A 23,523-nucleotide genomic window follows, 5' to 3' on the forward strand; every position below is an offset into this window, starting at 1 on the left:
GGTTATGTATGCGCGATGCTAAAGCGCACGGAATACGTTCGCGCGATGGGTTAAATTACGTTAGCGGAGTTTACGCACGTTACCCGGTGAAATTCCGTAATGACGACGAAAGGCGGTGGCGAAGTTGGTGGCATGTTGATACCCGCACATCCACGCCGCCTGCTGCACGCTGTGGCCTTCCAGCAGATACCGACGCGCCAGCGCAAGGCGGCAGTCGCGCAGGTAGTCGAAGAGCGTGCAGCCGTAGCGCTGACGGAACTTGCTGCGCAGGCTGCTTGGGCTCATGGCGGCAAGGGCTGCCAGCTGCGCCAGCGTATGATCGCGTTCAGGAGACTGTTCCAGCAAACTCCGCACGCGTTCCAGGCGCGCATGCTCAGGCCGGCTCGGGCCAGGCTGCTGGCGGTGGCTCAGGCCATGACCCAGCAACTGATACATCAGCCCTTCCAGTAGCAGCTTGCGTGAGAGCGAGCTTCCCCCGTGCTGCTGCGCATGTTGAATGCCTGACATAACGTACTCAGGAACATGCCAGACAAAGGTAGGTGCATTCAGGCTGTGCCATTCCACAAGCAGCGACTCAAGCAGGGCGTCACGTCCCGCATCGTGCGGGTACACGCCAAACGAAAGCGTTTTCAACGAGCTGTCGGCTTCGTGACGCGCGCACATCACCTGCTCTTCACTCAGCCTTGAGCTGAATGCCATGCCGGGGCGAACGGTGTAGTCGATGCCATTGATCGTGAGCGTTACGCACCCTTCCAGCACTACCAGCATATAGAGCGGGCTGCTGTGGCGAGAGGTGGTTTCATAGGGCTGTAATACACGCACATCGGAATGGGTGAGAGAAATGCCGGACGAAAGCGTCATCTCTTCCACATTCCCCTGCAACACGGGGCTGCCGCTGTTATGCGCATTGTTTAACTGCGGGAAACGATAATCGATGCCGTAGCGCTCGCCGAATAGCTGAAAATCCTCAACAAAAAAAATGCGCTTCGCTGATCTATTTTCACTCTGGAGCATAATTCGGTGCCTGCATCGGGGAAAGGACAGGCAAAACAGTACCATTCATTTGCAATGGCAGCAATCACGGGCCGCAGACACTATTACGCTCCGGACGAAGCCGGAGCGAAAATAGATATTTCACTGCGACAAAGCGTTTTTATGCTTCTTGCCACTCAGCAAAAACCTCTTTATGGTTTTTGGTCAGCACGACTTTATTATCCTCAACCTTATCGACCCAGCCGAGAGGAATAAAGTGGTGCTTGCCGCCTGATTCAGGGTCGCTTTTCGAGAGCTTGATGCGCTCACCGTCCAGATGGTCAACTACGCCGACGTGCGTTCCGCAGCTGGCTACAACCTGAGTATGATCCTTAATTTCGCTTTTATTAATCATGTTGTTTCTCCTGTTTCGGTTATTTGGCTGTTGCACGGAATTAACTGTAGTCCATAAATTGGGTTTCCAGGCGTTTATTAGCATTTTGAAACAACATTGACAGGCTATAAATTGAGGGCTACTTAAGCGCGCAACTCTTAATAGCGGGGGAATAAGAATTATGTGAATTATTCCTGCGCATTGACCCATCTTTTATAATTACTCTTTCGCAACCCATGAGGAGGTATTAATGACGATTGACAATAATCGCGCAGAAATTTCGCTGGCTCTTGGTGAAGCGGTATTAGACATCGTGCAAAAAGGCCATGAAGTTTCACGAGAAAATCTGGCACAGGCTATGAAAATCAAAGCGGAAAGAGAGCGTGATGATGAACGGCTCCTGAACTACTGGAAAGCCTGTAATATGCTGGTCTAACTGACGCGGCGTTTAGCCTGGCTAAACGCCGCTTTGCTTTACTCGTCGAAGAACCAGTAGCCCTGGTTAATCAGGTCGGTCAGCTCTTCTACAAACGCCGGGTTATTCAGCGCCTCGCCAAGCTCGGCCTGACCCAGCTCGGTGTAGCGGCACAGCGCATCTGCCCCTTTCGCATCCACCGTTTCCAGCAACTCGCTGTTGATAAAGAAACGTCCGCCGATGTTAAGCACGCGCAGACCGCTCAGACGAGACAGCGTTTCTCCGCCCTGCAGGGCATCAAGCACCTCTTCCGGCGCGTACGGTGGCTCCGCCGCAGCGATATCCAGCTCGTGACGCGGCGTAGAGACAAAGCTGCCGAACCACTTTGTGAAATCATCGGGTTTGGCGATCATGTCGATCATCATCTGACGAATGCGATCGATTTCGTACTGCTCAACGCGGCCCGGATGCTCACGGCAGGTCAGATCCGGATCGCTGTAGTGCTCGCCGCCAAGATCGTTTTCCAGGGCGTAATCGGCAAAGCTGCTGATCAGATCGCGACCGTTTGGCCCGCGGAAACCGACGGAGTAGTTCAGCGCGGTTTCGTGGGTGAAACCGTCATGCGGGAATCCAGGCGGAATGTAGAGGATATCGCCCGGCGCCAGATCTTCATCAATGATGGGCTCAAACGGATCGACGTGCAGCAGGGCTGGATGCGGGCAGAACTGACGCATCGGCAGCTTGTCCCCCACGCGCCAGCGACGGCTGCCCATCCCCTGAATGATAAACACGTCGTACTGGTCAATGTGCGGACCCACGCCGCCGCCCGGCACAGAGAAGGAGATCATCAGGTCATCAAGACGCCAGTCCGGCAGCACGCGGAACGGACGCACCAGCTCTGCAGCAGGCATATGCCAGTGGTTTACCGCCTGCGCCAGCAGGGACCAGCCGGTTTCACCAAGATCGTCGAAATGCTCAAACGGGCCATTGCTGGCCTGCCATTTACCGTTGGAATGGCTCACCAGACGGCTATCCACCTCCGGCTCCATAGCCAGACCGGCCAGCTCGTCCGGCGTAATCGGATCGACAAAATTCGGGAAGGCATTTTTCAGCACAACGGGTTGTTTCTGCCAGTATTTTTCGAGAAATTCCGGCCAGTTCAGGTTCAGTTGATACGCCATGGGTAGCACCATTGAGAGGGTAGACACGCGCGATTATGGAAGAGAGCGAGACAGGCTGCTTTGTCGTGGGTCAAGCGAGGATAAAATGCCTGGGAATGTAGGTCGGGCAAGGCGAAGCCGCCACCCGACACATACACGGCGGGAGTGCTTAATCGAGCTTCAGCTCGTCGTAATGGGTAATCATTTTGCCCACAATGCCGTAGTCCAACGCTTCTGCCGGAGACATCCAGAAGTTGCGGTCGGTATCTTTTTTCACTTTTTCCAGCGGCTGGCCGGTGGCGTCGGCGATCAGCTTGTTCACGCGATCCAGCATGCGGATGATCTCGCGCGCTTCAATCTCGATATCCGTTGCCTGGCCGCGCACGCCGCCCAGCGGCTGGTGGATCATAAAGCGGGTATTCGGCAGCGAGTAGCGGTGCTCTTTTTTCGCCGCCAGGAAGATGGTGATCCCCGCGCTTGCCACCCAACCGGTACCGATGACGTGGACTTCCGGGCGAATAAACTTGATGAAGTCATGGATGGTATCACCCGCTTCGACGTGGCCGCCCTGGCTGTTGATATACAGCTTGATCGGATCGTTGCTCACGCTTTGCAGCAGGATCATCTGGGTGATGACTTTCTGCGCCAGCTCCTGGTTGATCTCACCGGAGATCACAATGGAGCGGGACTCCAGCAGTTTTTGCTGCAGAGCGCCCGCGCCGTTTGACCCTTCCGCTTTTTCCTTGTCGCTTTCTTTCAGTGTGTAGTGCATTGTTGTTTCCTCAGCATGTCGCGCTCAAAACCAGAGTGTAGCCTGTTTTACCTGTTAAAGTCCGCAGACACAAACACGGAGGGAGTTTATGCATATTGCGCATGTCGCACTCTGGACCCGTCATCTCGATGCACAGGTTCAGTTCTGGGAAACGGTTTTTGGCGGGCGCAGCAACGAACGCTATGTCAGTCAAAACCGTCCGGGGTTTGAATCACATTTTATTATGCTCGATAACGGCCCCACGATTGAGCTGATGACGCTGCCGGACCTGCCCGACGCGCCCGCGTACCCGGAGTTTATCGGCTGGGCGCATATTGCTATCGACGTTGGCAGCAAAGCGAACGTCGACAGCATGGCGGCGGTGGCGCGGGCAAGCGGCACCCTGCTCGGTGCGCCGCGCCTGACCGGGGACGGTTTTTACGAAGCGGTGATTGCCGACCCCGACGGCAACCGCATAGAACTTGTCGGGGCATAAACGCGCAGCCTGTTGGCGCTTCGCTTATCAGCCCTGTGAGGTTTGATTTTGCAGGCCGGGTAAGGCGCAGCCGCCTCCCGGCGCTTTCGCAGACGCGTTCCGCTCCGCCAGCAGGCGGCAAATCTCGGCATGCTTCTCCTCGGTAAAGGTGAAGCGCGACATGCAGCCCAGCCGGATCAGCGAGCCGATGGCCGGCAGCAGGCAGATACCGAAGAACAGCCCCGTGAGCACGCCGTCGCTCTGGGTTTGCGCCTGCGGCACATAGCCAATCATCGTCAGGAACACGCCGATTAACCCGCCGCCCACCGCGACGGACATCTTGCCGGTAAAGGTCTGCCCGGAGAAGGTGATCGCCGCGCAACGCTTGTGGGTGTGGTACTCGGCGTACTCGATGGTATCGGCAATCATCGACGAGGTGAGGATGTTGGTCATCATCACGAACAGCGTGCTCAGGCCGAGCAGGATGAACAGCAGCGCCGTGTGCTGATAGCCCGCAAACCACATCACCACGCGTACCGCCACGTCCAGCCCGCAGAGGATCATAAACAGCTTTCGCTTCTGCATCCTGCGCGTCAGCATCGGGGCGACCAGGCATACCACCGCCGCCACTATCCCCATGATGCCAATCGCCATTTGCAGGCTGCCGTCGCCCAGATTGTAGATAAAGAAGTAGATGTAAATCCCGTTGGCCACGTTATGGAACACGCAGAAAAAGAACGACAGCAGGACGATAAACAGCGGCTTATTCTGGCGCAGGTTGTGGAACGTATCGCGCATCGTCACCTTTTCGGGGCTGGGCGGCACGCGCTCTTTGATCTGCATAAAGCCGTTAAGCATCAGCGGCAGGCCCACCAGCATCATGACCAGCGCCGCCATAAAGTAGCCTTTATCGTTGCTGTACTGGGCGAAGAACGCCGCCAGCTTCGGGAAGAAGATGTTGGCGCAGGCAATCCCGGCGTTGACTCCCAGCATTGCCGCCGTCACCGCACGGGTGCGCTGGCCGGAGTCGTTGGTCATCACCGAGGACATGGACCAGAACGGGATATCGGAGATGGCATATAGCGTCCCCCACAGGATGTACGTCACCCCGGCGTAGAGGATTTTGGTGGTCATATCCGCTTCGATTTTATAGAACGCCAGCAGGGTAACCGCGGTGATCAGCAACGGTGCCAGCAGCAAAAAGTGGCGAAATTTGCCGAACCGGGTGTTAATGGTGTCCATAATGCTGGCAAACAGCGGGTCGTGAACCGCATCCCACGCACGGGCAATCAGGAAGATGGTGCTCGCCGCCAGCGCCGAGATCCCCAGCACGTCGGTGTAAAAATAGTTAATAAACGAACCCACTAGTCCAAAGCTAAAACACTGACCTAAACCATAACCAAAGTAAGACCATAACTCGCGAGACGGTATTTTCATTGTCATTGCCATCGTCATATGCCTGCCTGTTGCCCGGCGGTGGACCGCCGGGTCGTTATTATTAGCCCTGCACGTTCGGGGCGATTTTACGCAGCTTCTGCATCAGCGCGATTTCCGCGCGCGAGAACGGGATGCCGTTCTCCTCGAACACATCGTGGAACCACAGGCGGCAGTAGTCCGTGGACTCTTTCATCACCACCGGCCACGGCAGCCAGGTCTGGGTTTTTCCGCGCACCAGGCCCCACTGGTACGGCGCGACCTTCGCTATGTACATCAGCGGCAGCTGCTCTTCAATGGTGCCGCCGACGTGGCGCGCCAGCCATTCGGTGCAGAAGATCGGGCGGCCCAGCGCCTGCAGCTGCTGGATAATCGCCGTCATGCGCCCGGTATTGGTATAGGCGTGGTAGCTCACCACGTCCGACAGTTCCAGCGCGGTCTGGTCCAGCGGATGCTGGTAGAACGTCTCGCCCTCCTCTTCCGCCGGCAGCCGCCACGCGCAGACGGTGAGCGGCTGGGTCGGGTCTTCTTCACGTACCCACCTGAACGCCAGCTTCATCAACTCGTGCGCGCAGGTTTCCAGCTTCTCGTCGTACAGCACCTCTTCCGTGCCCGTGGCGAATATGCCGCGGTTGCCCGGCTCGTTATACAGATCCCACAGCAGCACGCGCTTGTCGTCGCGGAACTGGCGAACAACGTCGCGGATATAGCGCTCAATCTGCGGCCAGCAGTCGCGATCGCACACTTTATCGCGCCCCGGGCTCGCCGCCGCCTGGCTGTTATGCTTGCCCGGCACGGGCGGCTTTTGCGGGCCGAGGTACGGTTCATCGCCGGAGAATCCGCAGTCGTCCATCAGGGTCAGCATGGTGCTGAACCCACGGTTATCGGCAATCGTCAGAAAACGGTCGATACGTGCCATCAGGCCGTCGCGATCGTGCTCCCAGACAATAAACGGCAGATTGATGCGAAGGGTGTTGTACCCCGCATCGGCCGCCCAGCCCAGTTCGCGGTCGATCGTGTCGGCATCGAAGGTCTCTTGCTGCCAGATATCGGTCCAGTTCACCGCCGTGGAGGGCAGGTAGTTAAACCCGCACAGCCAACCTTGCTGCTGATACCACGCCTGCGCCTGGTCCTTGCTCCATTGCTCTTTCATTGCGTATCCTCACACTGATAATGTTTAGCTAATAAATATTAGCTGTGGGATAAATGAGCAAATCGCGGTGATGAGAAAAGCGATGCTTCTCACAAAGTTCACGCTTCGTTGAAGAAGAAACGTGATCGGCGGCGCGGAAGCGGACGGTTAAGGTATGATGCGAATTCGCGAGAGGGAGAGGACGAATGAAGCGAAAGACAAAAGTGACGATGAACGACATTGCGCGGGCGGCGGGGGTGTCGCAGGCGACGGTATCACTGGTGCTTAGCCAGTCGCGCAACATCAAGCTCAGCGACGAAACCCGCCAGCGGGTGATCGGCATTGCCACCGACCTGGGCTACGACCGTCTTCCCGCCGTCCACGCCCCGCGCAACCAGGAAGAGATCGCCCTGCTGGTGAGCTCGCTGCAAAGCTACGATCCCTTTATCGACGCCATTAGCCAGGCGCGGGAAGCCGCGTGGCGCAACGAAGCGCTGCTCACGGTGTACGATTACGGGGATGACATTGAGCTGGCCCTGAACATCATCCGCCAGCTGGAGAAGCGCAACTGCATCGGGATTATCCTCGCCTCCCCCGTCACCACGCTGGTGGACATGACCGCGTTTCAGGACTGTACCCGCATTCCGCTGGTGCTGCTCAACCAGCGCGACCCCGGCTCGCCGCTGCTGCCCTCCTTTGTCCCGGACGACTTCGCCAACGCTTTCCAGGTGACGAAACACCTCATCGCCTGCGGCGCGACGCGCATCGCCCACATCACCGGCGAGAGCTGGATGGAGGCCTCGCGCCAGCGTCTGGCAGGCTACCAGGCCGCCTTACAGCAGGCCGGTTTAACATGTGACGAGAGCCTGGTGCGCCAGACCAACTGGCAGTTCAGCGAGTCTTTTACCGCCACCGCCTCCCTGCTTGAGATGGCCGAACGCCCGGACGCCATCTTCTGCGCCAGCGACTGGCTGGCGATCGGCTGCTATCAGGCGCTGGCGGTGAACGGCGTTCGTCTCCCGCAGGATATGCTGCTGGCGGGTTACGACGACCAGAAGATCTCCGAGCAGCTCACCCCGCCGCTGACCAGTATTCAACTGCCCTACAGCGAACTGGGTCGGCTGGCGGTGGAGTACCTGTGCAATCAGGAAGATGCCGCCACGCACGTGACGCTGGCGGGCCGACTGAAGGTGCGGGCATCAAGCCTCGTCTGAGGTAAAGACCATGCCCGCATAGGGCTTCTCGCGACACGCCGCCAGCCGCGCGGCGAGGTTGCCCACGTGTAATTCCAGCTTGTGCCCATCCGGGTCGAGAAAATAGAACGACGCCCCCTCGCTTTTGTTCTGCTTCCAGACGGTGACGCCTGCCTGTTCCAGCCTGCGTGAGAGCGGTTCAAAATCCGCCTCCGCCACGGTAAACGCGTAGTGGGTATAGTCGCTCTCCTGCGGTGGCACATACCGGCGCGCCTCGTCGTATGACAGGCAGACCCACAGGTCGCCGCAGGTGAGATAGGCCCCGGTATTCCAGCGGGCGTGCAGCGTCAGCCCCAGCAGTTCGTGCCAGAAGGTGACGCTTTTTTGCAGGTCGCTGACCGCGAGGGTCAGGTGGTTGAGTGATTGCAGCACTGAAAACCTTCTTATTGATGGGTAGGCCTTGAGGCAAAGTTAATATCTATCCAACTATAGATATCCCCCCAAAAATGACAGCAGCAAAAAAAGAGGCGTTCTCATATAGTGGTTCGTCTTTACTCCACATTACCAACACAAAATGAAAACAAAATCATCCTTTTGGACCAACAATCTTTTCTTTCTAATTTTAGCCATCCTTCTCTGTATAACAGGGTGCGGCATCGTTCGTTACACCAGTCTGAATACCGCGTGGCTATTTTTGCTGGCTGGACTGTCTATTGGCTTTTTATCGATACTGGAAAGTACCCGCCTCGATCGCAGAATGAAAGGTATATCGCTTATTTTCGTAGGAATATTTTTAAGTATCGGCATTCCTGATTTATTCAATCATAGCTATGCAGACATCATGACCGACGATTTCAGAAACAGCATGGAAATTTTCAAAAATTTGGCAATCCTCGCTTGTGCTGGCGCTGGCGGAGGAATACTGGCCAACCATGCAGAAAATATCCCGGCAGTAGATGTTTTACCCAGGGACAAGGATGAGCACAGCGCCTTAGTGCTTAAACACATTTTAGGGTTAAAGACTGATGTAACAAAACAACGTAACAGGCTGAATGAAATCCGTTTTTTCCTGGGTTTAATTACGTTTATGTTAGCAGGAGTTTTGGTAGTGCTAATTTTGAAATAGTTATAAAAAACATAAAAGCGGTTCAACCTTCTGCATAACCGTGATAGGTTAGCAAGATGAACACTCTTTCTTCCGTACATACCGTAAACCGCTGGTGGCTGCCTTCTTAAAGGCGGCACGGAGTTGTTTTCCCTATTTCAGATAGCCGCCGAAAGGCGGCTTTCACTTTTCTAAGACCCCTTTCGGCAACTGCCCATTAAGGAGTCTTTATGAACACGCAAACCATCCTCACCGGCGACCGTCCAACCGGCCCGCTGCATCTCGGCCATTTCGTCGGATCGCTGCGCCAGCGCGTGGCGCTCCAGCAGACGCATAACCAGTTTGTACTCATTGCCGACCTGCAAGGCCTGACCGACAACGGCAGCAACCCGCAGAAGATCCGCGATAACATCCCTGAAGTGCTGGCCGACTATCTTGCGGCGGGCATCGACCCGAACCTGACCACGATCTGCCTGCAATCCGCCCTGCCCGCCCTCGCCGAGCTGACGATGCTGTATATGAACATCGTCACCGTCGCCCGCGTGGAGCGTAATCCGACGGTGAAAAACGAGATTGCGCAGAAGGGTTTTGCCCGCTCGCTGCCGGTCGGGTTTATGGCCTACCCCATCAGCCAGGCGGCGGACATCACCGCGTTTAAGGCCGAGTGCGTGCCCGTCGGCGACGACCAGCTGCCGATGATTGAGCAGACCAACGAGATTGTGCACAAGATGAACAGCCTGCTGCCGACGCCAGTGCTGCGCCACTGTAAGGCGATGCTGAGCGACACCAGCCGCCTGCCCGGCATCGACGGCAGCGCCAAAATGTCGAAATCGCTCGGCAACACGCTGCACCTTTCGGCCAGCGAAGAGACTATCCACCGTGCGGTCAGCGCGATGTACACCGACCCGAAGCACCTCAAGGTGAGCGACCCGGGGCAGATTGAGGGGAACGTGGTGTTTACTTACCTCGACGCGTTTCATCCGGATAAAGCCAAAGTGGCGGCGATGAAGGCACATTATCAGGCGGGCGGGCTTGGGGACCGGGTGTGTAAGAACGAACTGGAGGCGTGCCTGCAGGAGTTGATTGCGCCGATGCGGGAGCGGAGGGCGATGTACATGCAGGATAAAGGAGAGTTGATGACGATGCTTAAGCGCGGGACCGAACGGGCACAGGGAGTGACGCAAGGGACGTTGAGGGAGGTGAAGGTTGGGCTGAGGGTGCCTGTATTTAGTTAAGTTAGGTTTAGCGGTGGAGTGCGTGGAATTGGCATGAAGCCGCTAACTTGATTATTACGGAAATCAGCGAGGCGCAATAAATTCTGAAATGCATTATTAGCCAATGTCGTTTGTCATTCTGTTAAGAGCGCTATATTCATAGACTCTTTATATTTCAACCGTCTCGGCAAAAGCTATGAGCAAGTTTATTATTTACATGCTGAATATATTATTTTGTGGTTATGTACTGGTTACATGCCTCATTTCTTTGGTTAGTTTTGATAACTGGGAGGACCGTACAGTCGCAATAACAATCATATTAGGAAGTGCACAGCTTATTCCGACATCACTTAATTGGGTACTGCCTCATAAGTTACATATATTAGTGGGGATAGCTGAACTGGTAGAAGGTCCGCTATTAGTTATTGGCGCAATTATGTGTCTGCATGTGTTAGAACCCTGGCCTATGAAGATTATTGGCATGTTTGCGTGGTTTATTTTTATGATGTTTCGGCCATCTTTTACGAAAAGGAATAAAGAATGATATTCTCTGCCCGCACAAACGAAACGCTGGCGGGCAAGTTCAAGATAGAATCAAGCAGCGGAACCCGATGTTGGACGTTCGTTCCACGCGTCGTGCGCTAACAAGTTACCGTCCTTGTACAAATGGGTAATCTTCTCATAATTAAACGCCACTTCCTCCATATGCCCCGTCCCCGGACAGCCTCGGGTGTCGTACATTACTGGACTCACAGAAATGACCTTAACGTTCTCGAGCGTGATTCGGTAATACTCCTCCTCTTGCCCGGAATAGTTAATATGGTAAAACCTGAATTCTGCCGTTTTAAGGGTCTGGCCCGTTGCTGCCGCTTTGAACAGATAGGGCGAAGAGCTGTCCAGTTCCTTGGTAAACTGAAACGGCGAATGTTGGCGAGTGCCGGTGACCTTTCCCGTTGCCGAGTCGGTTGGCAGGCTGAGGTTATGTTGTAATCCTCTTAGCTCAATACTTCCTTCCCTGTTTGCAACGTCACAGGAACCACAAATCATTGTGCCGCCGTCATTAGTTAAAAAAAGATGTACAGGTACGGCCATTCTATCGCTCCTTGCATTTTAGTCGTATAACCATTTGCCCGCTTTTGCGGATTCGATAAGCATTCCAATAGTGAAATCTGGAACAGGTATAGGCTCGGTTTTTTTGAAAATATTCCAGGTAAAAGGAATATTTGGAAAATAAGTTTCAATGTTAAAATTTCCTCTTTCGACATTGAAAATTTTAAAAAAATCATTCATGAGATCTTCAGCTTCTAGCTCATCTATATTGAGATCAGTGTCAAGATCTGTTTCTGGAGTCAACAATACTTTCTTATAATTAAACAGATACTTACCTGCATAAGGCCGCACATGCGCGTACACTCTCTGTTCAATATTGTCTACCATAATTTATCTTTTTCCTTCGCAATCGTATTGTAGTCACGAATGGTTCGATAAGTAATCGCTGAAAGATCAGCTCCGAGAATGACCACTCCAAGCAATGGAATTGAACGTCCAACAAACGGTGCAATGTTACGAACCATAACTTTGTTCGCTGTCCATGGAGTATATCCACCTACCCATGTTGGTAAAGATATACCAAAAGAAAACTTAGTTTTCCTGAAAATTGCACGAGCCCCCTTAGAGGCGTAGGAGGTACCTTTAGTGGCATTCGCAAATTTTCCACGAGTACCAAGGTTATTTCTACCGGCAACTATTGCAACTATAGCACCAAAATCAGCGCCCCCAATACCAAATTGACTTGCAGTGTTTTCACAAAAAATCATAAAAAGAAGTTCGGCCGCAGTTAAATTTGACTTGCCAGAATAGAAATATGTTCCATGTAACTCTTCTGTTGTGTCCATAGTTCATTCCGTTGAGTTGTTCCAAAAAGAATCATAAATGCTGGACAATAATAAATTTGAGATCTACAACATACTTCTGAAAAATTTTCTTATATAACCATGATGATAAAAATCCAGATGTAACATTCAGTTCAATAATGTTTAAAAAAAACAAATTACGTCTTCAACCAATATAACCCCCCCGATTCATGATCGAGGGCATTCCAATGTAATATTATTTTGCCTGACCTATATTTCGTTTAATTACCGGAATATCGCCCGTATCATTCAATGCCCCTGGAAACGTGTTTAACCACTGCGCGACTTTCCGCTTATTTATATTCGTCATACTCATGCCTTCCAGGCATCCCCATAATTCTCTTGTATGTTGTGGCGTAATCACAATACAGTCTTTCATCACTCTGATTTTCACGGGCATGCCGTCGATAAAGCCCGCCCGGGTTAACCAACCGCCACCGAGAGGAAGAAATTTATTCACCACGCGTGCATACAGTTCGCAGCAGGCTGCGCTCTCTTCCGGCGTTGCTGCCCGTGGATGCACGGGCGCGCTTTCAGGCCGGTTGCCGTGTAAACGGCGGGCGCTGTTTTTGCGTACCCGCTCGCGGTTTTCAATCATGCCGGTAAAAGCGTCTGATTCTGTTTTGCAAACGGTAAACTCTGGCTTAAAATTCATCGCAGCCATTTTCAACTCCTCAGTAGTTGGTAGTGGTTAGCGGTATGGGGGTGTTGCAGCACCTTCATATCGCGAATTCTTCGTTAAATATTCTTCGATACTTCCTTTGGCCGTTCGGCGTAATTTCTGGTGCTTATTATACCGTGCTGAATATAAATACAGCGGTTTGGCGTGGGGTAAATTTGGAATTTGCGAGGGGGATTCAGGAAATAGGTTAGCGTGCGGTAAGGTCATGTTTTTGCTGATTGCGGGTTGATTGGTCTGGGTTTTGCGAGCATCATCGCAATTATTTACCTTCTTCCGTAACACGATGGCTTCCAGCAAAACTCTCGAACAGGCAATTGCCGACATCACCATCTGGCGCAAAGGCGAACAGCGTGCGCCACATAAGCCTTTATTGCTTCTGTACGTGCTGGCGAACTATCAGCAGGGACATTCGCGATTGTTTGATTACGGTACCGAGGTCCACGAGCAGATGCTTAGCCTGTTAGAACGCTTTGGCCCGCAAAGGAAGGCGCATTACCCGAATATGCCCTTCTGGCGGCTCAAGGGAGATGGTTTTTGGGATCTTCAAAATACTGAGTTCTGTTCGACCACTGGTAGCAAACAGCCACCTGTAAGAGAGCTCCAGGAGCATAAGGTCGCGGGCGGTTTTGATGAAGAACACTATGCGCTGTTGAGTAAGAACAAAAAGCTGATCGGCTCGCTGGCGCAGCAGATCCTTGAGGCGCACTTCCCGGAAAGCATTCAGGAAGAGATCGCGGATGAGATGGGCTTTGATATTCAACAGATCCGTAAAGTTCGCGATCCGCTATTCCGCCAGCAGGTACTGCGTGCGTATAACTATGAATGTGCCATCTGCGGCTTCAACATGCGGCACGATAACACCTCCGTTGCGCTCGAAGCCGCGCACATCAATTGGAAGCAGTTTGGCGGGCCTTGTGAGATCTCGAACGGACTGGCGCTGTGTGCAATTCATCATAAAGCGTTTGATAAGGGATCGATTGGTCTGGATGAAAGTATGCGTGTGCTTGTGTCCGAGGCGGTGAATGGGAGTGGGATCGTTGGGCGGTTGTTCTGGGATTTTGCCGGGAAGCAGATTGCGCTGCCGATGGTGAAAGGGAATTATCCAGGGGACGGTTTTGTGGAGTGGCATAGGAAGGAGGTGTTTAGAGGATGAGTGCGAAGGCCGGACTCGAATTTCACACCTAATAGACTGATATCAATGTAGTTTAAAATCAGAAATAAATGTTTGTACCCGCACTTATACCCACAAGTTAAAATCCGTACAAAAAATAGACATTACTAGTGGGGTATAAAGCCATACCAGTAGAACACCGATATGGCTGTCAAAGCAAGACTCAGGCAGGCAGGAACGTTTTCTTCAGAGGCACCAAAAGTTTGGTCTCGATATCAACTTGCTCATAGTTCTCAATAAGAGCACGGACGAGATCATCAAGCGTCCAGAGCGTCAGTGGTATCGTCGAACGATCGGCCTCATAGCGAGCATCTTTTGTAAAACCACCGGTACTGACATAAAGCCCGCGATCGTCTTTATGGCGACCGCCAATAAAGCTACGGATCTGTTGGCTTCCCATTTGCTCCCTGCGATGTTTTACCTCAACGATAATACGTGGATTTTCAAAGCCGAATCCATCAGGTGAAGCAATGATATCTTTACCCCGATCGGCTCCCGCTGGTGACACCTGCGTTTTATAGCCCATACTGCGTAAAACTCCGGCAACCAGATTTTGCATCTCGTCCCAATCAAGAGAGTTGATGCGGTCTTTGATACCCTCAAACGCCAGCATTTCCATATCGCGGAGCGGATCAGAAACGACCTCATCTTCATCTATCACAATTGGATTCTGAGTAATTACATCTGCAGTGGGTTTCTTATCCTGCAAAAGCTCTTCTAGAGCATATTCTGGAAGCTGGAAAACTGTCAGCGTGGAGCCCAATGTGTTTTTGGTAGCAACAGACAATCGATCGCGCTCGATTTCTTGAGTATTCCATTTAACCTGCCGAGCGATACCCATCCCCTCTTCCACCCATTCAGGATGATACTGGAAGTCTGAAGTAACTTTACCTAGCAAATAAGTACGGTTGGCTGGCGAATAGGTAATAACCCAATCACCCTTTTGGATTTCGTTCACAAAACGCCAGACCTGCGATGCACCAGAACGAGCAGTTCCCAGCTTTGTTAAAGGGTCTGCCTCCTGGTATAAGGCGAGTAACTGGGCTCGGGACAGGCCGGGTTTGACTAATGGAGCCAGCTGAGACCAACCGATACCTACAATTTGCTTATCGCGAAAATCGTCATAGAGCTTGCCGCCGTCACCACGGATCATCCACATTCTGTTACCCATAGCCGTCCCTTCATGAGGAAAAGAAATTAAGCTGGATCATAAGCTTGTTCGCCGCATGCGTCAAAACCATCAACAACGACGGCCCAGTATTCCCGGATTGTACTTGCGATAATGTGCCCAGTTAAAATTACAGCTTCTATTTGCATGATATTTCGTCCATATAAGTAAAAGCACCAACCAGCATCGGCAGGTGCTTTTTGGAATGAGTAAATTAAATAAGTAAGGAAAGCTGCAGTGTGAATCAGGAAGGCTATTCCCAATATTCAGCGTGCCGCGCTAATACGATTTCTTTTCAATAAACCAGTTGCCTGTCGCGCCCGCAGAATATCGACTGCCAGCAGATATGGGGACTGTTCTTGCCAGTCGAATCCCCTGCGTTCAATACGAACCAGCCCGTACTTTTCCACCAGAAAATTAACGGCATCGGCCAAAGATATACCGGCATCGATATGTTCCTGAATTACCGTTTCATCACTGAATGGTGTGTCGTTGAGTGTCAGGCCATAGTGCTGTTCAAGCAAGCGTATCAGTAACATTTGCCAGACAGCCACGGGCGACAGACAGGGCTTCACCGCCCGCGAAATTGTAGCAGGTAGAGTTTTCATGTTTGCTCTCGTGAAATTCGTTAGCGTTGAGTGGGATAAATGGCGATGTATACGTAGCCGCAACTGCCAAGTGTATCGGCTTCGCAGGTGAAACCGTTGTGGTATAGGGTGACGCAGTGGGCATGGCGAGGATTCATTTCACCAGCGGTCAACATCGATTCTATCTGGCTGATAAAACGTGGGAATACTTCATCCAACTTCAAAGATTCTGCGTTACTGAATGCACCGGTAATGCTGGCCCGGTCAGCCAGATAGTGAAGTCGGTTTCCCTCCTGTACCAGACGAGCGCCAAAGCAAGGTGTCACATTATGATTCAGACCCCACTTGAGAAATAAATCGTTCTCTGAGTCAGTAGATTTCATTGAAGTACCCTCATATCCAGCCTCGCTCAGCAAACGACACAATGCCATCTGATCCGATAACCAGATGATCGAGCGTGTTCACATCAACCAGTGCCAGGGCTTCTTTAAGCCTACCGGTAATGTTGCGATCGCATTGGCTGGGCTCCGGGTCACCTGATGGATGGTTATGCGCCAGCACGACAGCTGCAGCATTGAAGCGAAGCACTGACTTCACTACCTCTCGAGGATGGACCTGGACATGGTTAACCGAACCGGCAAACAGCGTTTCGCTCTCCAGTAAACGGTGCTGATTATCCAGATAGAGCACCATAAACACTTCCCGTTCTTGCCCTGCCAGCTGTAACCGAAGCCAGTCACGGGCAGCAGTACTAGAGGTAAAGGACATGCCGGGCTGGCGCAGATATTTATCCAGCAGGTTGATGGCACGACGAATGGTGCGTTGGGCATAGGGGGTTAATCCGGAGGTCGCGGGGAGCAAACAACCGTGCTGGGCCATAATCGCCAGTGGAAAGAGTTCAGGCTGAGATGACAGCGGGGATAATGCGGTATTCATGTTCGGTATCCCTCAGTCGATGAGATGCATAATGGCGCTGCACTCTGGATGGTTCAGCGCGTAGTCGCGTAAGCGATAATAGTGCTCAGTCATCGCGTCACACTCGGTGCGACAGGCGTGGTGATTGTAAGTCATCAGACAGGCGACCATCCCTGCAGCTTCACTGGTAAGCTCTGCGCCATTGCCGTTCATGCTGTTGAACAATGTCCACTTCTCATCGTGATCTGACTCGGGAGCCATAAAAGCGCCGCCGTTGCTGAGTGTCGAAAAGCGCCAGATACCACCTTGGTAATCGGCACACAGCCGATCCATCCAGGCGAAAATGCGAGGTTCAAGGGTTATCCATTGTGGGATGGAGCCAAAGTGCTGCGGCCAGAAGCCGATACGTAACTCGTCCGGGACCACTGAGGCAGTAATTGCGGTATGCTCCGCGAACTGATGATTTTGTGTATTCATTAAACTATCTCCTTATGCCGGAACGGTTGTTTAACGCCCGAAAAAATCGAGCATGTTTTCTGCCATTACCCACAGGGCGCGATTGAGCTTCACATCGCCATCAATACCGGTAACAGCACGGGTGCGGCTGCTTTTCCCCTGAGCGGTTCGCCCTGACAGACCTCCTTTCATCAGGTTCTCCTGCACACGCTGGTATACGGTCCACAGGTCATCGCTGTAGTCCTCCCGGCGACGTGGGGTCAGTAACTGCGATACCGTGACCGGCTGGTGGTCTTCACCAAAGCGATACTTCAGCGCGGCATTCGCCAGGGCGTTACGAGCCGGTTCTGGCAGTGCCAGTGACTGCATTGCATCGCGCTTCTCCTCCACCCGGTCAAACACACCGAGCACTTCGTAAGCCCCTTCAATCACCTTCTCAATAACATTCCCTTTATGTGGTACCCGCACTTCGCCAAATGACTGTCCGCAGACCAGACCGTTGGTACAGACGCCTCGAAATAGCCCCGGCAACATCTGGTAGCTTGATGAGCCGTCATGACTGTTGAGCAAAATGATTTCCGGTACCTGACGCCCGGTCAGTTGACCGGCACGACGCAGGCGAAGCATGTGTTTGGTGTGCTCCCGCTTACTCTGGTCGCGAACCTTCGTCTGGCAGGCAAAGAACGGCTCAAAGCCTTCACGCTGCAGGCTTTCGAGGATGGTGATGGTCGGGATGTAGGTGTAACGGTCTGAACGAGATTCATGCTTGTCACTCCCGAACACGCTGGGGACATGACTCATCAGCTCTTCGTGGGTCAAAGGCCGGTCACGGCGTATCTGATTTATACGGCCAAAACGGCTGGATAATCGCATGGATAACTCCTTATGAAGTGGGTAAAAATACAAAAGGCCACACTTCCCGAAGGAGGTGTGGCCTGTTGCTATCTGGTGTTGGTATGTTGTGGGGTGGAGAGGTCTGAAATGTAAGTAACTAATCGCTGTAGTGTGTGGTCCGGCATTCACTGAGGTCAGACAGCTCTTTTTGCGTATTCTTCAGCCCCGGACTGAAGGTGCCGACTTTTTTATCGTTGACGTAAACATCAAAATTCGCAGCCTGGCTCAGGGCGTCAATAAATGATACCCAGGCGTTATCGCCATTCCTCCAGCCGAGGGATGAAGGTAACGGATACTGGCTGCTATCCATGACGACCGTTATTTCCGTCCCGTCGTCATGAGTACTTACTGATGTCCCATCAGGCAGGTTGAGATTAACGCCGTGTTGCAGAATATTCTGCGCATCCGGATTGCCAGTACAATTCAGATTAAACACCACCTTCTCCGGGCTGGTAATGATATATTCGGTCACGCCCATTCCAAAACCACTCGTCCACATATTGGGAATAGCCTGTGCTGTTGATACAGAAGCCAGCATAGCTAATGTAAATATTACGTAAGGCAGTCGCATAATGTTGTCCTCAAATCATGTAATAAAGCTTTTGTTGTTTAAAACAATAAAGTAACGAAAAAAACAGTTGGATTATTTTATTTGTTTGTAGCGAAACGCTTCTTTCCCGGCATAAATCCCGACGAGATCGTCATAACGAGGGTCCTTTTTATTCGGGCGGAACGTTACTTTCATATCGGGACTGCACATATCCTTCATGGTGAGATTGAATTCTTTACCTGGCGTAATGGTATACCCTGTTGCCACATCGTCTTTACTGGGAGTGATCCACCCCCAAAGGCCGCCCGGACAATCTCTGGAAGGTTTCGAGCGAACAACAATAAACCATCCCATTGAATCCACTTCCGTCGCCGTACACAGTTTTCTGACCTGGCGGTGCGCATCACACCAGAATATATTCCCACTCTTGTTATTCACTGCTGCAGGCAGGAACTCGCTATAAGGACGTGCTGCGTAAGCATTACCTGCGATAAGTAAGGGAAACAATATGACTGGCAGTAAAGACAATAATTTCAATTTTTTCATTAGATTAACCTTACATTTAATTATGGAGACCATCTCTAATCAGTTTGTCCGGATTGCCCCCGACTTTCTGAGGGAGAAAATGAATTCAGCGACTGCTGAATAAAACGGAAATGAGGTAAGGCAGAGATAAAATGCTTATCCTCCGACAACTGATGGAGAAGCTCACTGCGAATAAATGTTTCCCGGGATGGCCTTACCAGATGAATCTCATCCAGCCGGAAGACACGTAATTGCCTGTTATGTTCAGCGACCAGATACCAGTAACCGTCCAGAGCGATTAGCCGGTAAGGTGCAACGGCCTCATGACGCTCCCCTTCAGTCAGAATGGTGATGCGCTGACATCCCGAAATAGCTCTGACCAGCCTGTAGAAGGAGAGCTTTCCTGCCGGGGGATGAGGTCTGTCCTGATGCCATACCAGACAGGGTCGATCATCACAATCCAGCAGGCTGCTGACCAGCCGCCGGTCAAAGCCCGGGAAAACCCCGGCCAGCCCCGTGCGGTGAGCAAAGGTCAGAATATCTATTTCCTGCCGCGTACTGTGAATATCCGAGCGCAAACTGCACTGCCCCTGGTAATAATCCAGGTCGAGATACATCAGACGTTCCCGAAAGTCACGACGTAACGTGCGCTCTGACACCCCGAATTCAGTTGCCAGTTTGCGAATAAACAGAGTTTCACCGGACACCAGGCGGCTGATAATCAACGACAACCTGACGGCAAGCCGGTCATGTCGCCGCTCCTGAAGCGTCATGAAAGATTTCTCCTGAGAAGTTAACTCTCTGAATTAATAATGATTACTTTAAAGGAAGGGGTGGACAGGGTATGGACAACATCGGAACTATTTTTTATGAGCAGCCCGGCCTTGTGAGCGCTCGTCTGACAGATAATGATGCTTCTCCTGATTTAGTTGATGACAAAACGCAATGGAAAGGACGTGTCCACAATCAACACATCATTAACAACAAGTTCATCATTCGCAGAGAAAATTGCGATATCAGAAGAATATCCAGTCCCAGACGGCCCGTGCGACCGACACCACCGCATCACGCACGCTACGAATCACCGTTTTCAGTGGTACAGACAGGAACGAAGATGATTCTGCAGTATCGAAAACCCGGCTCACAGCTTCACCGAAACTGTCACGGGCCTGCGACTTTACCGGCTCTGTGCAGAGTCTCCCGCGCAGTTGTGTCACCACCGGGCTGGTGGCGCGGTCAGGCAGACAACGCATCATGGTTGCCACCATCTCCTCAATGCCCCATCCAGTGCTGGCGGACACCACACAGACCAGATGACTGGGGCGAAACATCGCAGTAATGGCATCCTTTTTCTCCTTCAGGTTTGCCTTTTGCTGTGATGAAGGTGTGCTGGTACGAGTATCCCATTCGTGGCAGGGTTCGATTTTGTCGGCCTGATTCAGCACGAACAGCACCTGCTGCCGGTAAGGTTGCATCACACCGTGCCAGAACTGCTCGTCCACCGACAGCGCCCGGTCGTCGGCCTTGATGACCCACAGCACCAGGTCTAACTCCGGCAGCATACGCCGGTACAGGGCGCGGTATTCATGGTCTCGTTGCCCGTTTTCTCCCACACCCGGTAAATCAACAATCACCAGACTGTGACGACCACTGCGCAGCCGGAAGCGCAGTGCATCACGGGTGCAGGCGTTCACATCGCTAACGGGGGAGACCTCGCCCCGGAAGAGTTCATTACAGAGCGAGGATTTACCGGCACCACTTTTGCCCATGATGCCAATCACCGGCTCGTAGTGGGTGAGGTTCTTAATACGTTCAAGAATGAGCTGGCGAAGCGTATCGGGAAGCGACGTCAGCGGTTGTTCAAGGGCCTGAAGGCCATGAGGTTTAGTCATACAGGGTTCTCAGCGTGAAAAACAAAAAATCCCCGCGCTCCGGTAAAGGAGGCGGGGGATTCACTGAGATAATATCTGTCTGAAATCTGTTAGAATAAACCTGTTGTCTATTTAAATTTACTGAGTGCCGTTTTAATTGCATGCTCAATAGCCGAGTCTCTTGATACACCTTTGCATGTGCAGTAATCAGCTAAAATATCGCGTGATTTTTGAGTTATATTTACATTCAGAGCTATCAGGTTTAGCTCAACTTTCTTCTTGTTTCTGTTTTTCTGGGTTGCCCACGCGCCCTTAAATTTCCTGTCAAACAACTCAACTGAATCAGGTAAGTGCAGGTTGTTTTTTCTCCAAATGAAATAACTGGTATAGCACCAGGCCATGACTTCTTCTGGAGACTCACCGCAAATTCGATTTAAACCTATTGATGTATTATTTTTAAGATAATCTTTCAGCCATGAACCAACATCTACTTTACTTGATCTTACATCTCTGAATAAATCATGACCATCCAGAAGGTTAGCCCATTCAATGCCTCTGTCTTTGATGAAATCATTTTGTGTGGTAAAAAATAAAGGCCAGTCATTAATACATCTACGCATGGCATCAACTCTTACATTATGGCTTGGCTGTAATAATTCCGGTGATAAAAAATCGGCATTATGCTCAACTTTATTTTTCTTCAGTTCATCATAGAGCTCACAAACCAGCCATAAGCTCGCCCGTGGATCATTTCGATACCACTCTGTATCACTTTCAGATGGAAACATCACTGAATAAAGGCGATCTGTTTCAGAAAGAAAGGCGTTAATATTATTTTCGGTTGTGTTAATACTCCGAAGATAAATAATGACTTTTTGCTGATATGAACGATAGTCGTTTTCACTTGCCCCGGCAGGAGGATGATAAAAATTCTTATCTAATGCCTCCCGTAGTCGTTTCTCCAGATGCTGTATCCTACTCCGGTCATTGCCCGTTAACTTAACCATACTACCTCCACCCATAAATCACTACGTGATTTCACGTAAATTAAAGAAGTTTTAGCATGGTTTCAGTACGAATTTCAATCCATTTCACGTACATGAACTCGGGGGAAATAGGATTTTTGTGATGTAAATTACATTGTCTTTTTGTCTCTGTTAACAGGGTGGTGGTCACTTTTTTATGTCACTGCGTTCACTGTCAATGCTGAGAATCGTGTTCACCAGAGACTACTCCTGACGCTTTGCGCATCTGGCTGAGCTCCCCCTTCTTTATGGTTAATTTACAACAGCCGCTGATCCCCGGCAATGATTCATTTCCAGGCGATAAAAGCATTAATAATGCGTCGACTTCCCGGTAAATAAATACCTATGTGAATACGGGGAGCAGAGCAAAGGTCAATGTACCTCGCTTTTTTTACGTATCAGCCCGGTAGGTATGTCGGAGCAGTGGTCGTTATCAAACATCACTAATCCGGCTGACCTTTCTTAACCGGAGATACAAATCATGACTACCCGCCCTTCACTGACCGAAGACCAGTTCGTTGACATGGCATTTATCACTAGTCTGCTGCAAATGACAGATAAGTGGATTTATAAGCTCATTAAGGACGGAATCTTTCCCAAACCAATCAAGCTGGGGCGAAGCTCCCGATGGTTAAAAAGCGAAGTCGAAAACTGGCTACAGGAGCGAATCGACCAGTCCCGTAAATAACCTCCCGCCAGACTAAACCCTCAGCAGAATAATAACTATCCGGTTGCTCCGGAGGTTTTCTGCTGTCTGTCATTTAAGCCAGAAGGAATATGAACCATGAAAGATTACAAGCCTCGTTACGAAGAGCTTTATAAATATTATCAGGTCTGGTTGACCGACTTTACGAAGTTAACGGTCAGGCCGGGCATGTGTCACCAGAATATCTACCATCACCATAGCCTGACGATCGGAAGCTTTACGTTTCCGGGAGAGGAGGAGGTTATCGCTATTGTTCCTCAGTGCCTGCATCGAATTATTTATGGCAGAGCTGCGGCATCGCTGACGGTCAATGATGACCTGAGCGTCAGCTTATTTACCCAGGAGCATCTGCTGGCTCATCATCCGATGCTGGAGGGGGTTTTGCTGTCTGAGTGCGTGCGTTTAAAACAACGCACTCTGGCAAATAAGCTCATCAGTTTGTTCCGCCAGTTCAGCGGTAGTGAGCTGCGTCTGAAGCTGGTCTGGCTGTGCTGGTACGATTTGATGCTGGGGAATTGCCTTGATGACTGGACCGACAACCTCAGGTTCAAAAAAGACAAAGAGATGGATATCTGGATCAATGACCGGCAGGCTGAAAACCCTGCGCTGACCAGTCTGATGGACGAGTATGTCTGCTTTGCATGGCGGACGACAGCTGAACCACTGAGTTAGGCTTCATCCATAGTCCTGCAAGGGATTTGGGGGTAATTGGGGAGTGAAAATTAATATAGGTTAATTAATATAATTAATAGGCACTCCCTTTTTACATCTATCCCCCCCTAATCCATGCAACTCCCTCTGCTATGGCCCTTCCT

At 51.5% G+C, this 23,523-nt stretch carries 29 protein-coding genes and 1 pseudogene; 8 read left to right on the top strand and 22 right to left on the bottom strand.

Going from position 1 to position 23,523, the window contains the following annotated elements; all coding sequences use genetic code 11:
* Window positions 1-60: 60 nt before the first annotated feature.
* Both FFS28_RS12290 and FFS28_RS12295 read right to left on the bottom strand, forming a co-directional pair.
* Window positions 61-1,014: a helix-turn-helix transcriptional regulator gene (locus FFS28_RS12290; protein WP_137849670.1), complete on the bottom strand. Its 954-nt coding sequence runs from the start codon at window positions 1,012-1,014 to the stop codon at window positions 61-63.
* A gap of 139 nt (window positions 1,015-1,153) precedes the next feature.
* Window positions 1,154-1,387: a DUF2171 domain-containing protein gene (locus FFS28_RS12295; RefSeq protein WP_006174163.1), complete on the bottom strand. Its 234-nt coding sequence runs from the start codon at window positions 1,385-1,387 to the stop codon at window positions 1,154-1,156.
* Between the two features lie 229 nt (window positions 1,388-1,616).
* Here FFS28_RS12295 and FFS28_RS12300 point away from each other — a divergent pair, with 229 nt between their 5' ends.
* Complete coding sequence (locus FFS28_RS12300) at window positions 1,617-1,802, top strand: hypothetical protein (protein ID WP_006174165.1); 186 nt, start codon at window positions 1,617-1,619, stop codon at window positions 1,800-1,802.
* Window positions 1,803-1,840: 38 nt separating this feature from the next.
* Here the strand turns inward: FFS28_RS12300 and FFS28_RS12305 are convergent, their stop codons facing one another.
* Together FFS28_RS12305 and FFS28_RS12310 are read right to left on the bottom strand one after the other, a co-directional pair.
* Window positions 1,841-2,962 carry a ribosomal protein uL16 3-hydroxylase gene (locus FFS28_RS12305; protein ID WP_137849671.1) on the bottom strand — a complete coding sequence of 374 codons (1,122 nt, stop codon included), beginning with the start codon at window positions 2,960-2,962 and terminating at the stop codon, window positions 1,841-1,843.
* A gap of 148 nt (window positions 2,963-3,110) precedes the next feature.
* Window positions 3,111-3,716, bottom strand: a pseudogene (locus tag FFS28_RS12310) (ATP-dependent Clp protease proteolytic subunit); the annotation flags it as partial.
* An 85-nt stretch (window positions 3,717-3,801) separates the two neighbouring features.
* On the opposite strand from FFS28_RS12310, the gene FFS28_RS12315 reads away from it, so the two are divergent.
* The gene (locus tag FFS28_RS12315) at window positions 3,802-4,188 is read left to right on the top strand and encodes a VOC family protein (RefSeq protein ID WP_137849672.1); all 387 of its coding nucleotides are present in this window, start codon (window positions 3,802-3,804) and stop codon (window positions 4,186-4,188) included.
* A gap of 27 nt (window positions 4,189-4,215) precedes the next feature.
* Here the strand turns inward: FFS28_RS12315 and FFS28_RS12320 are convergent, their stop codons facing one another.
* Window positions 4,216-5,616, bottom strand: coding sequence for an MFS transporter (locus FFS28_RS12320; RefSeq protein ID WP_137849673.1), 1,401 nt, complete (start codon window positions 5,614-5,616; stop codon window positions 4,216-4,218).
* A gap of 49 nt (window positions 5,617-5,665) precedes the next feature.
* Window positions 5,666-6,754, bottom strand: a complete 1,089-nt coding sequence (locus FFS28_RS12325; protein WP_137849674.1) for a cellulase family glycosylhydrolase — start codon at window positions 6,752-6,754, stop codon at window positions 5,666-5,668.
* A 185-nt stretch (window positions 6,755-6,939) separates the two neighbouring features.
* Here FFS28_RS12325 and FFS28_RS12330 point away from each other — a divergent pair, with 185 nt between their 5' ends.
* Window positions 6,940-7,947, top strand: coding sequence for a LacI family DNA-binding transcriptional regulator (locus FFS28_RS12330; protein WP_006174176.1), 1,008 nt, complete (start codon window positions 6,940-6,942; stop codon window positions 7,945-7,947).
* Here the strand turns inward: FFS28_RS12330 and fosA are convergent.
* The gene (gene fosA / locus FFS28_RS12335) at window positions 7,933-8,358 is read right to left on the bottom strand and encodes a FosA/FosA2 family fosfomycin resistance glutathione transferase (RefSeq protein ID WP_137849675.1); all 426 of its coding nucleotides are present in this window, start codon (window positions 8,356-8,358) and stop codon (window positions 7,933-7,935) included. The genes FFS28_RS12330 and fosA overlap by 15 nt on opposite strands.
* Before the next feature lie 142 nt (window positions 8,359-8,500).
* Here fosA and FFS28_RS12340 point away from each other — a divergent pair, with 142 nt between their 5' ends.
* Window positions 8,501-9,052: a hypothetical protein gene (locus FFS28_RS12340; protein WP_127463533.1), complete on the top strand. Its 552-nt coding sequence runs from the start codon at window positions 8,501-8,503 to the stop codon at window positions 9,050-9,052.
* 209 nt (window positions 9,053-9,261) lie between these two features.
* On the top strand, window positions 9,262-10,266 hold the full coding sequence (gene trpS / locus FFS28_RS12345; RefSeq protein ID WP_137849676.1) for a tryptophan--tRNA ligase: 1,005 nt from the start codon (window positions 9,262-9,264) through the stop codon (window positions 10,264-10,266).
* Window positions 10,267-10,839: 573 nt separating this feature from the next.
* Here the strand turns inward: trpS and FFS28_RS12355 are convergent.
* The 4 genes from FFS28_RS12355 to FFS28_RS12370 all read right to left on the bottom strand — a co-directional run bounded on the left by FFS28_RS12355 (window position 10,840) and on the right by FFS28_RS12370 (window position 12,822).
* The gene (locus tag FFS28_RS12355) at window positions 10,840-11,337 is read right to left on the bottom strand and encodes an Hcp family type VI secretion system effector (protein WP_137849678.1); all 498 of its coding nucleotides are present in this window, start codon (window positions 11,335-11,337) and stop codon (window positions 10,840-10,842) included.
* A gap of 18 nt (window positions 11,338-11,355) precedes the next feature.
* Complete coding sequence (locus tag FFS28_RS12360; RefSeq protein ID WP_137849679.1) at window positions 11,356-11,682, bottom strand: DUF1493 family protein; 327 nt, start codon at window positions 11,680-11,682, stop codon at window positions 11,356-11,358.
* On the bottom strand, window positions 11,676-12,140 hold the full coding sequence (locus tag FFS28_RS12365; protein WP_171007407.1) for an STM2901 family protein: 465 nt from the start codon (window positions 12,138-12,140) through the stop codon (window positions 11,676-11,678). Before FFS28_RS12365 ends, FFS28_RS12360 begins: the two co-directional genes overlap by 7 nt.
* 214 nt (window positions 12,141-12,354) lie before the next feature.
* Window positions 12,355-12,822 (bottom strand): SymE family type I addiction module toxin, encoded by a 468-nt coding sequence (locus tag FFS28_RS12370; RefSeq protein ID WP_137849680.1) that lies wholly within the window; start codon window positions 12,820-12,822, stop codon window positions 12,355-12,357.
* A gap of 301 nt (window positions 12,823-13,123) precedes the next feature.
* Here FFS28_RS12370 and FFS28_RS12375 point away from each other — a divergent pair, with 301 nt between their 5' ends.
* Window positions 13,124-13,993 (top strand): phosphorothioated DNA-binding restriction endonuclease, encoded by an 870-nt coding sequence (locus tag FFS28_RS12375; RefSeq protein ID WP_137849681.1) that lies wholly within the window; start codon window positions 13,124-13,126, stop codon window positions 13,991-13,993.
* 181 nt (window positions 13,994-14,174) lie between these two features.
* On the opposite strand, the gene FFS28_RS12380 is transcribed toward FFS28_RS12375, so the two are convergent.
* From FFS28_RS12380 to FFS28_RS12430, 11 genes are all read right to left on the bottom strand, one after another.
* Entirely contained in the window at window positions 14,175-15,164 is a 990-nt protein-coding gene (locus FFS28_RS12380) for a restriction endonuclease (protein ID WP_502704968.1), read from the bottom strand.
* A 281-nt stretch (window positions 15,165-15,445) separates the two neighbouring features.
* The gene (locus tag FFS28_RS12385; RefSeq protein ID WP_137849682.1) at window positions 15,446-15,787 is read right to left on the bottom strand and encodes a TA system toxin CbtA family protein; all 342 of its coding nucleotides are present in this window, start codon (window positions 15,785-15,787) and stop codon (window positions 15,446-15,448) included.
* A 20-nt stretch (window positions 15,788-15,807) separates the two neighbouring features.
* Window positions 15,808-16,149, bottom strand: coding sequence for a type IV toxin-antitoxin system YeeU family antitoxin (locus tag FFS28_RS12390; RefSeq protein ID WP_171007408.1), 342 nt, complete (start codon window positions 16,147-16,149; stop codon window positions 15,808-15,810).
* A 10-nt stretch (window positions 16,150-16,159) separates the two neighbouring features.
* The gene (gene radC, locus FFS28_RS12395; RefSeq protein WP_137849683.1) at window positions 16,160-16,702 is read right to left on the bottom strand and encodes a RadC family protein; all 543 of its coding nucleotides are present in this window, start codon (window positions 16,700-16,702) and stop codon (window positions 16,160-16,162) included.
* A gap of 12 nt (window positions 16,703-16,714) precedes the next feature.
* Window positions 16,715-17,158 carry an antirestriction protein gene (locus tag FFS28_RS12400; protein WP_045360220.1) on the bottom strand — a complete coding sequence of 148 codons (444 nt, stop codon included), beginning with the start codon at window positions 17,156-17,158 and terminating at the stop codon, window positions 16,715-16,717.
* Between the two features lie 30 nt (window positions 17,159-17,188).
* Window positions 17,189-18,010 carry a DUF932 domain-containing protein gene (locus tag FFS28_RS12405; RefSeq protein WP_137849684.1) on the bottom strand — a complete coding sequence of 274 codons (822 nt, stop codon included), beginning with the start codon at window positions 18,008-18,010 and terminating at the stop codon, window positions 17,189-17,191.
* A gap of 118 nt (window positions 18,011-18,128) precedes the next feature.
* Window positions 18,129-18,602 carry a YfjT/YkfB family phage-associated protein gene (locus FFS28_RS12410; protein ID WP_094309585.1) on the bottom strand — a complete coding sequence of 158 codons (474 nt, stop codon included), beginning with the start codon at window positions 18,600-18,602 and terminating at the stop codon, window positions 18,129-18,131.
* A 72-nt stretch (window positions 18,603-18,674) separates the two neighbouring features.
* Window positions 18,675-19,127, bottom strand: coding sequence for a hypothetical protein (locus FFS28_RS12415; RefSeq protein WP_088498142.1), 453 nt, complete (start codon window positions 19,125-19,127; stop codon window positions 18,675-18,677).
* A gap of 35 nt (window positions 19,128-19,162) precedes the next feature.
* Entirely contained in the window at window positions 19,163-19,879 is a 717-nt protein-coding gene (locus tag FFS28_RS12420; RefSeq protein ID WP_021571976.1) for a helix-turn-helix transcriptional regulator, read from the bottom strand.
* Between the two features lie 243 nt (window positions 19,880-20,122).
* Window positions 20,123-20,998 carry a GTPase family protein gene (locus tag FFS28_RS12425; protein ID WP_137849685.1) on the bottom strand — a complete coding sequence of 292 codons (876 nt, stop codon included), beginning with the start codon at window positions 20,996-20,998 and terminating at the stop codon, window positions 20,123-20,125.
* Between the two features lie 107 nt (window positions 20,999-21,105).
* Window positions 21,106-21,984 (bottom strand): hypothetical protein, encoded by an 879-nt coding sequence (locus FFS28_RS12430; protein WP_137849686.1) that lies wholly within the window; start codon window positions 21,982-21,984, stop codon window positions 21,106-21,108.
* A gap of 499 nt (window positions 21,985-22,483) precedes the next feature.
* Here FFS28_RS12430 and FFS28_RS12435 point away from each other — a divergent pair, with 499 nt between their 5' ends.
* Window positions 22,484-22,690, top strand: a complete 207-nt coding sequence (locus tag FFS28_RS12435; RefSeq protein WP_004108780.1) for a helix-turn-helix transcriptional regulator — start codon at window positions 22,484-22,486, stop codon at window positions 22,688-22,690.
* A gap of 96 nt (window positions 22,691-22,786) precedes the next feature.
* Window positions 22,787-23,380, top strand: a complete 594-nt coding sequence (locus FFS28_RS12440; protein WP_137849687.1) for a hypothetical protein — start codon at window positions 22,787-22,789, stop codon at window positions 23,378-23,380.
* Window positions 23,381-23,523: the final 143 nt, after the last annotated feature.

Origin of the sequence: Enterobacter sp. 2VL (assembly GCF_005503595.1) — a bacterium.
GTDB lineage: Bacteria > Pseudomonadota > Gammaproteobacteria > Enterobacterales > Enterobacteriaceae > Enterobacter > Enterobacter cancerogenus.

Coding starts and splice junctions, on each gene's coding strand:
- FFS28_RS12290 (WP_137849670.1), bottom strand. CDS start 1,014: ATGCTCCAGAGTGAAAATAGATCAGCGAAGCGCATTTTTTTTGTTGAG.
- FFS28_RS12295 (WP_006174163.1), bottom strand. CDS start 1,387: ATGATTAATAAAAGCGAAATTAAGGATCATACTCAGGTTGTAGCCAGC.
- FFS28_RS12300 (WP_006174165.1), top strand. CDS start 1,617: ATGACGATTGACAATAATCGCGCAGAAATTTCGCTGGCTCTTGGTGAA.
- FFS28_RS12305 (WP_137849671.1), bottom strand. CDS start 2,962: ATGGCGTATCAACTGAACCTGAACTGGCCGGAATTTCTCGAAAAATAC.
- FFS28_RS12315 (WP_137849672.1), top strand. CDS start 3,802: ATGCATATTGCGCATGTCGCACTCTGGACCCGTCATCTCGATGCACAG.
- FFS28_RS12320 (WP_137849673.1), bottom strand. CDS start 5,616: ATGGCAATGACAATGAAAATACCGTCTCGCGAGTTATGGTCTTACTTT.
- FFS28_RS12325 (WP_137849674.1), bottom strand. CDS start 6,754: ATGAAAGAGCAATGGAGCAAGGACCAGGCGCAGGCGTGGTATCAGCAG.
- FFS28_RS12330 (WP_006174176.1), top strand. CDS start 6,940: ATGAAGCGAAAGACAAAAGTGACGATGAACGACATTGCGCGGGCGGCG.
- FFS28_RS12340 (WP_127463533.1), top strand. CDS start 8,501: ATGAAAACAAAATCATCCTTTTGGACCAACAATCTTTTCTTTCTAATT.
- trpS (WP_137849676.1), top strand. CDS start 9,262: ATGAACACGCAAACCATCCTCACCGGCGACCGTCCAACCGGCCCGCTG.
- FFS28_RS12355 (WP_137849678.1), bottom strand. CDS start 11,337: ATGGCCGTACCTGTACATCTTTTTTTAACTAATGACGGCGGCACAATG.
- FFS28_RS12360 (WP_137849679.1), bottom strand. CDS start 11,682: ATGGTAGACAATATTGAACAGAGAGTGTACGCGCATGTGCGGCCTTAT.
- FFS28_RS12365 (WP_171007407.1), bottom strand. CDS start 12,140: ATGGACACAACAGAAGAGTTACATGGAACATATTTCTATTCTGGCAAG.
- FFS28_RS12370 (WP_137849680.1), bottom strand. CDS start 12,822: ATGGCTGCGATGAATTTTAAGCCAGAGTTTACCGTTTGCAAAACAGAA.
- FFS28_RS12375 (WP_137849681.1), top strand. CDS start 13,124: ATGGCTTCCAGCAAAACTCTCGAACAGGCAATTGCCGACATCACCATC.
- FFS28_RS12380 (WP_502704968.1), bottom strand. CDS start 15,164: ATGATCCGTGGTGACGGCGGCAAGCTCTATGACGATTTTCGCGATAAG.
- FFS28_RS12385 (WP_137849682.1), bottom strand. CDS start 15,787: ATGAAAACTCTACCTGCTACAATTTCGCGGGCGGTGAAGCCCTGTCTG.
- FFS28_RS12390 (WP_171007408.1), bottom strand. CDS start 16,149: ATGAAATCTACTGACTCAGAGAACGATTTATTTCTCAAGTGGGGTCTG.
- radC (WP_137849683.1), bottom strand. CDS start 16,702: ATGAATACCGCATTATCCCCGCTGTCATCTCAGCCTGAACTCTTTCCA.
- FFS28_RS12400 (WP_045360220.1), bottom strand. CDS start 17,158: ATGAATACACAAAATCATCAGTTCGCGGAGCATACCGCAATTACTGCC.
- FFS28_RS12405 (WP_137849684.1), bottom strand. CDS start 18,010: ATGCGATTATCCAGCCGTTTTGGCCGTATAAATCAGATACGCCGTGAC.
- FFS28_RS12410 (WP_094309585.1), bottom strand. CDS start 18,602: ATGCGACTGCCTTACGTAATATTTACATTAGCTATGCTGGCTTCTGTA.
- FFS28_RS12415 (WP_088498142.1), bottom strand. CDS start 19,127: ATGAAAAAATTGAAATTATTGTCTTTACTGCCAGTCATATTGTTTCCC.
- FFS28_RS12420 (WP_021571976.1), bottom strand. CDS start 19,879: ATGACGCTTCAGGAGCGGCGACATGACCGGCTTGCCGTCAGGTTGTCG.
- FFS28_RS12425 (WP_137849685.1), bottom strand. CDS start 20,998: ATGACTAAACCTCATGGCCTTCAGGCCCTTGAACAACCGCTGACGTCG.
- FFS28_RS12430 (WP_137849686.1), bottom strand. CDS start 21,984: ATGGTTAAGTTAACGGGCAATGACCGGAGTAGGATACAGCATCTGGAG.
- FFS28_RS12435 (WP_004108780.1), top strand. CDS start 22,484: ATGACTACCCGCCCTTCACTGACCGAAGACCAGTTCGTTGACATGGCA.
- FFS28_RS12440 (WP_137849687.1), top strand. CDS start 22,787: ATGAAAGATTACAAGCCTCGTTACGAAGAGCTTTATAAATATTATCAG.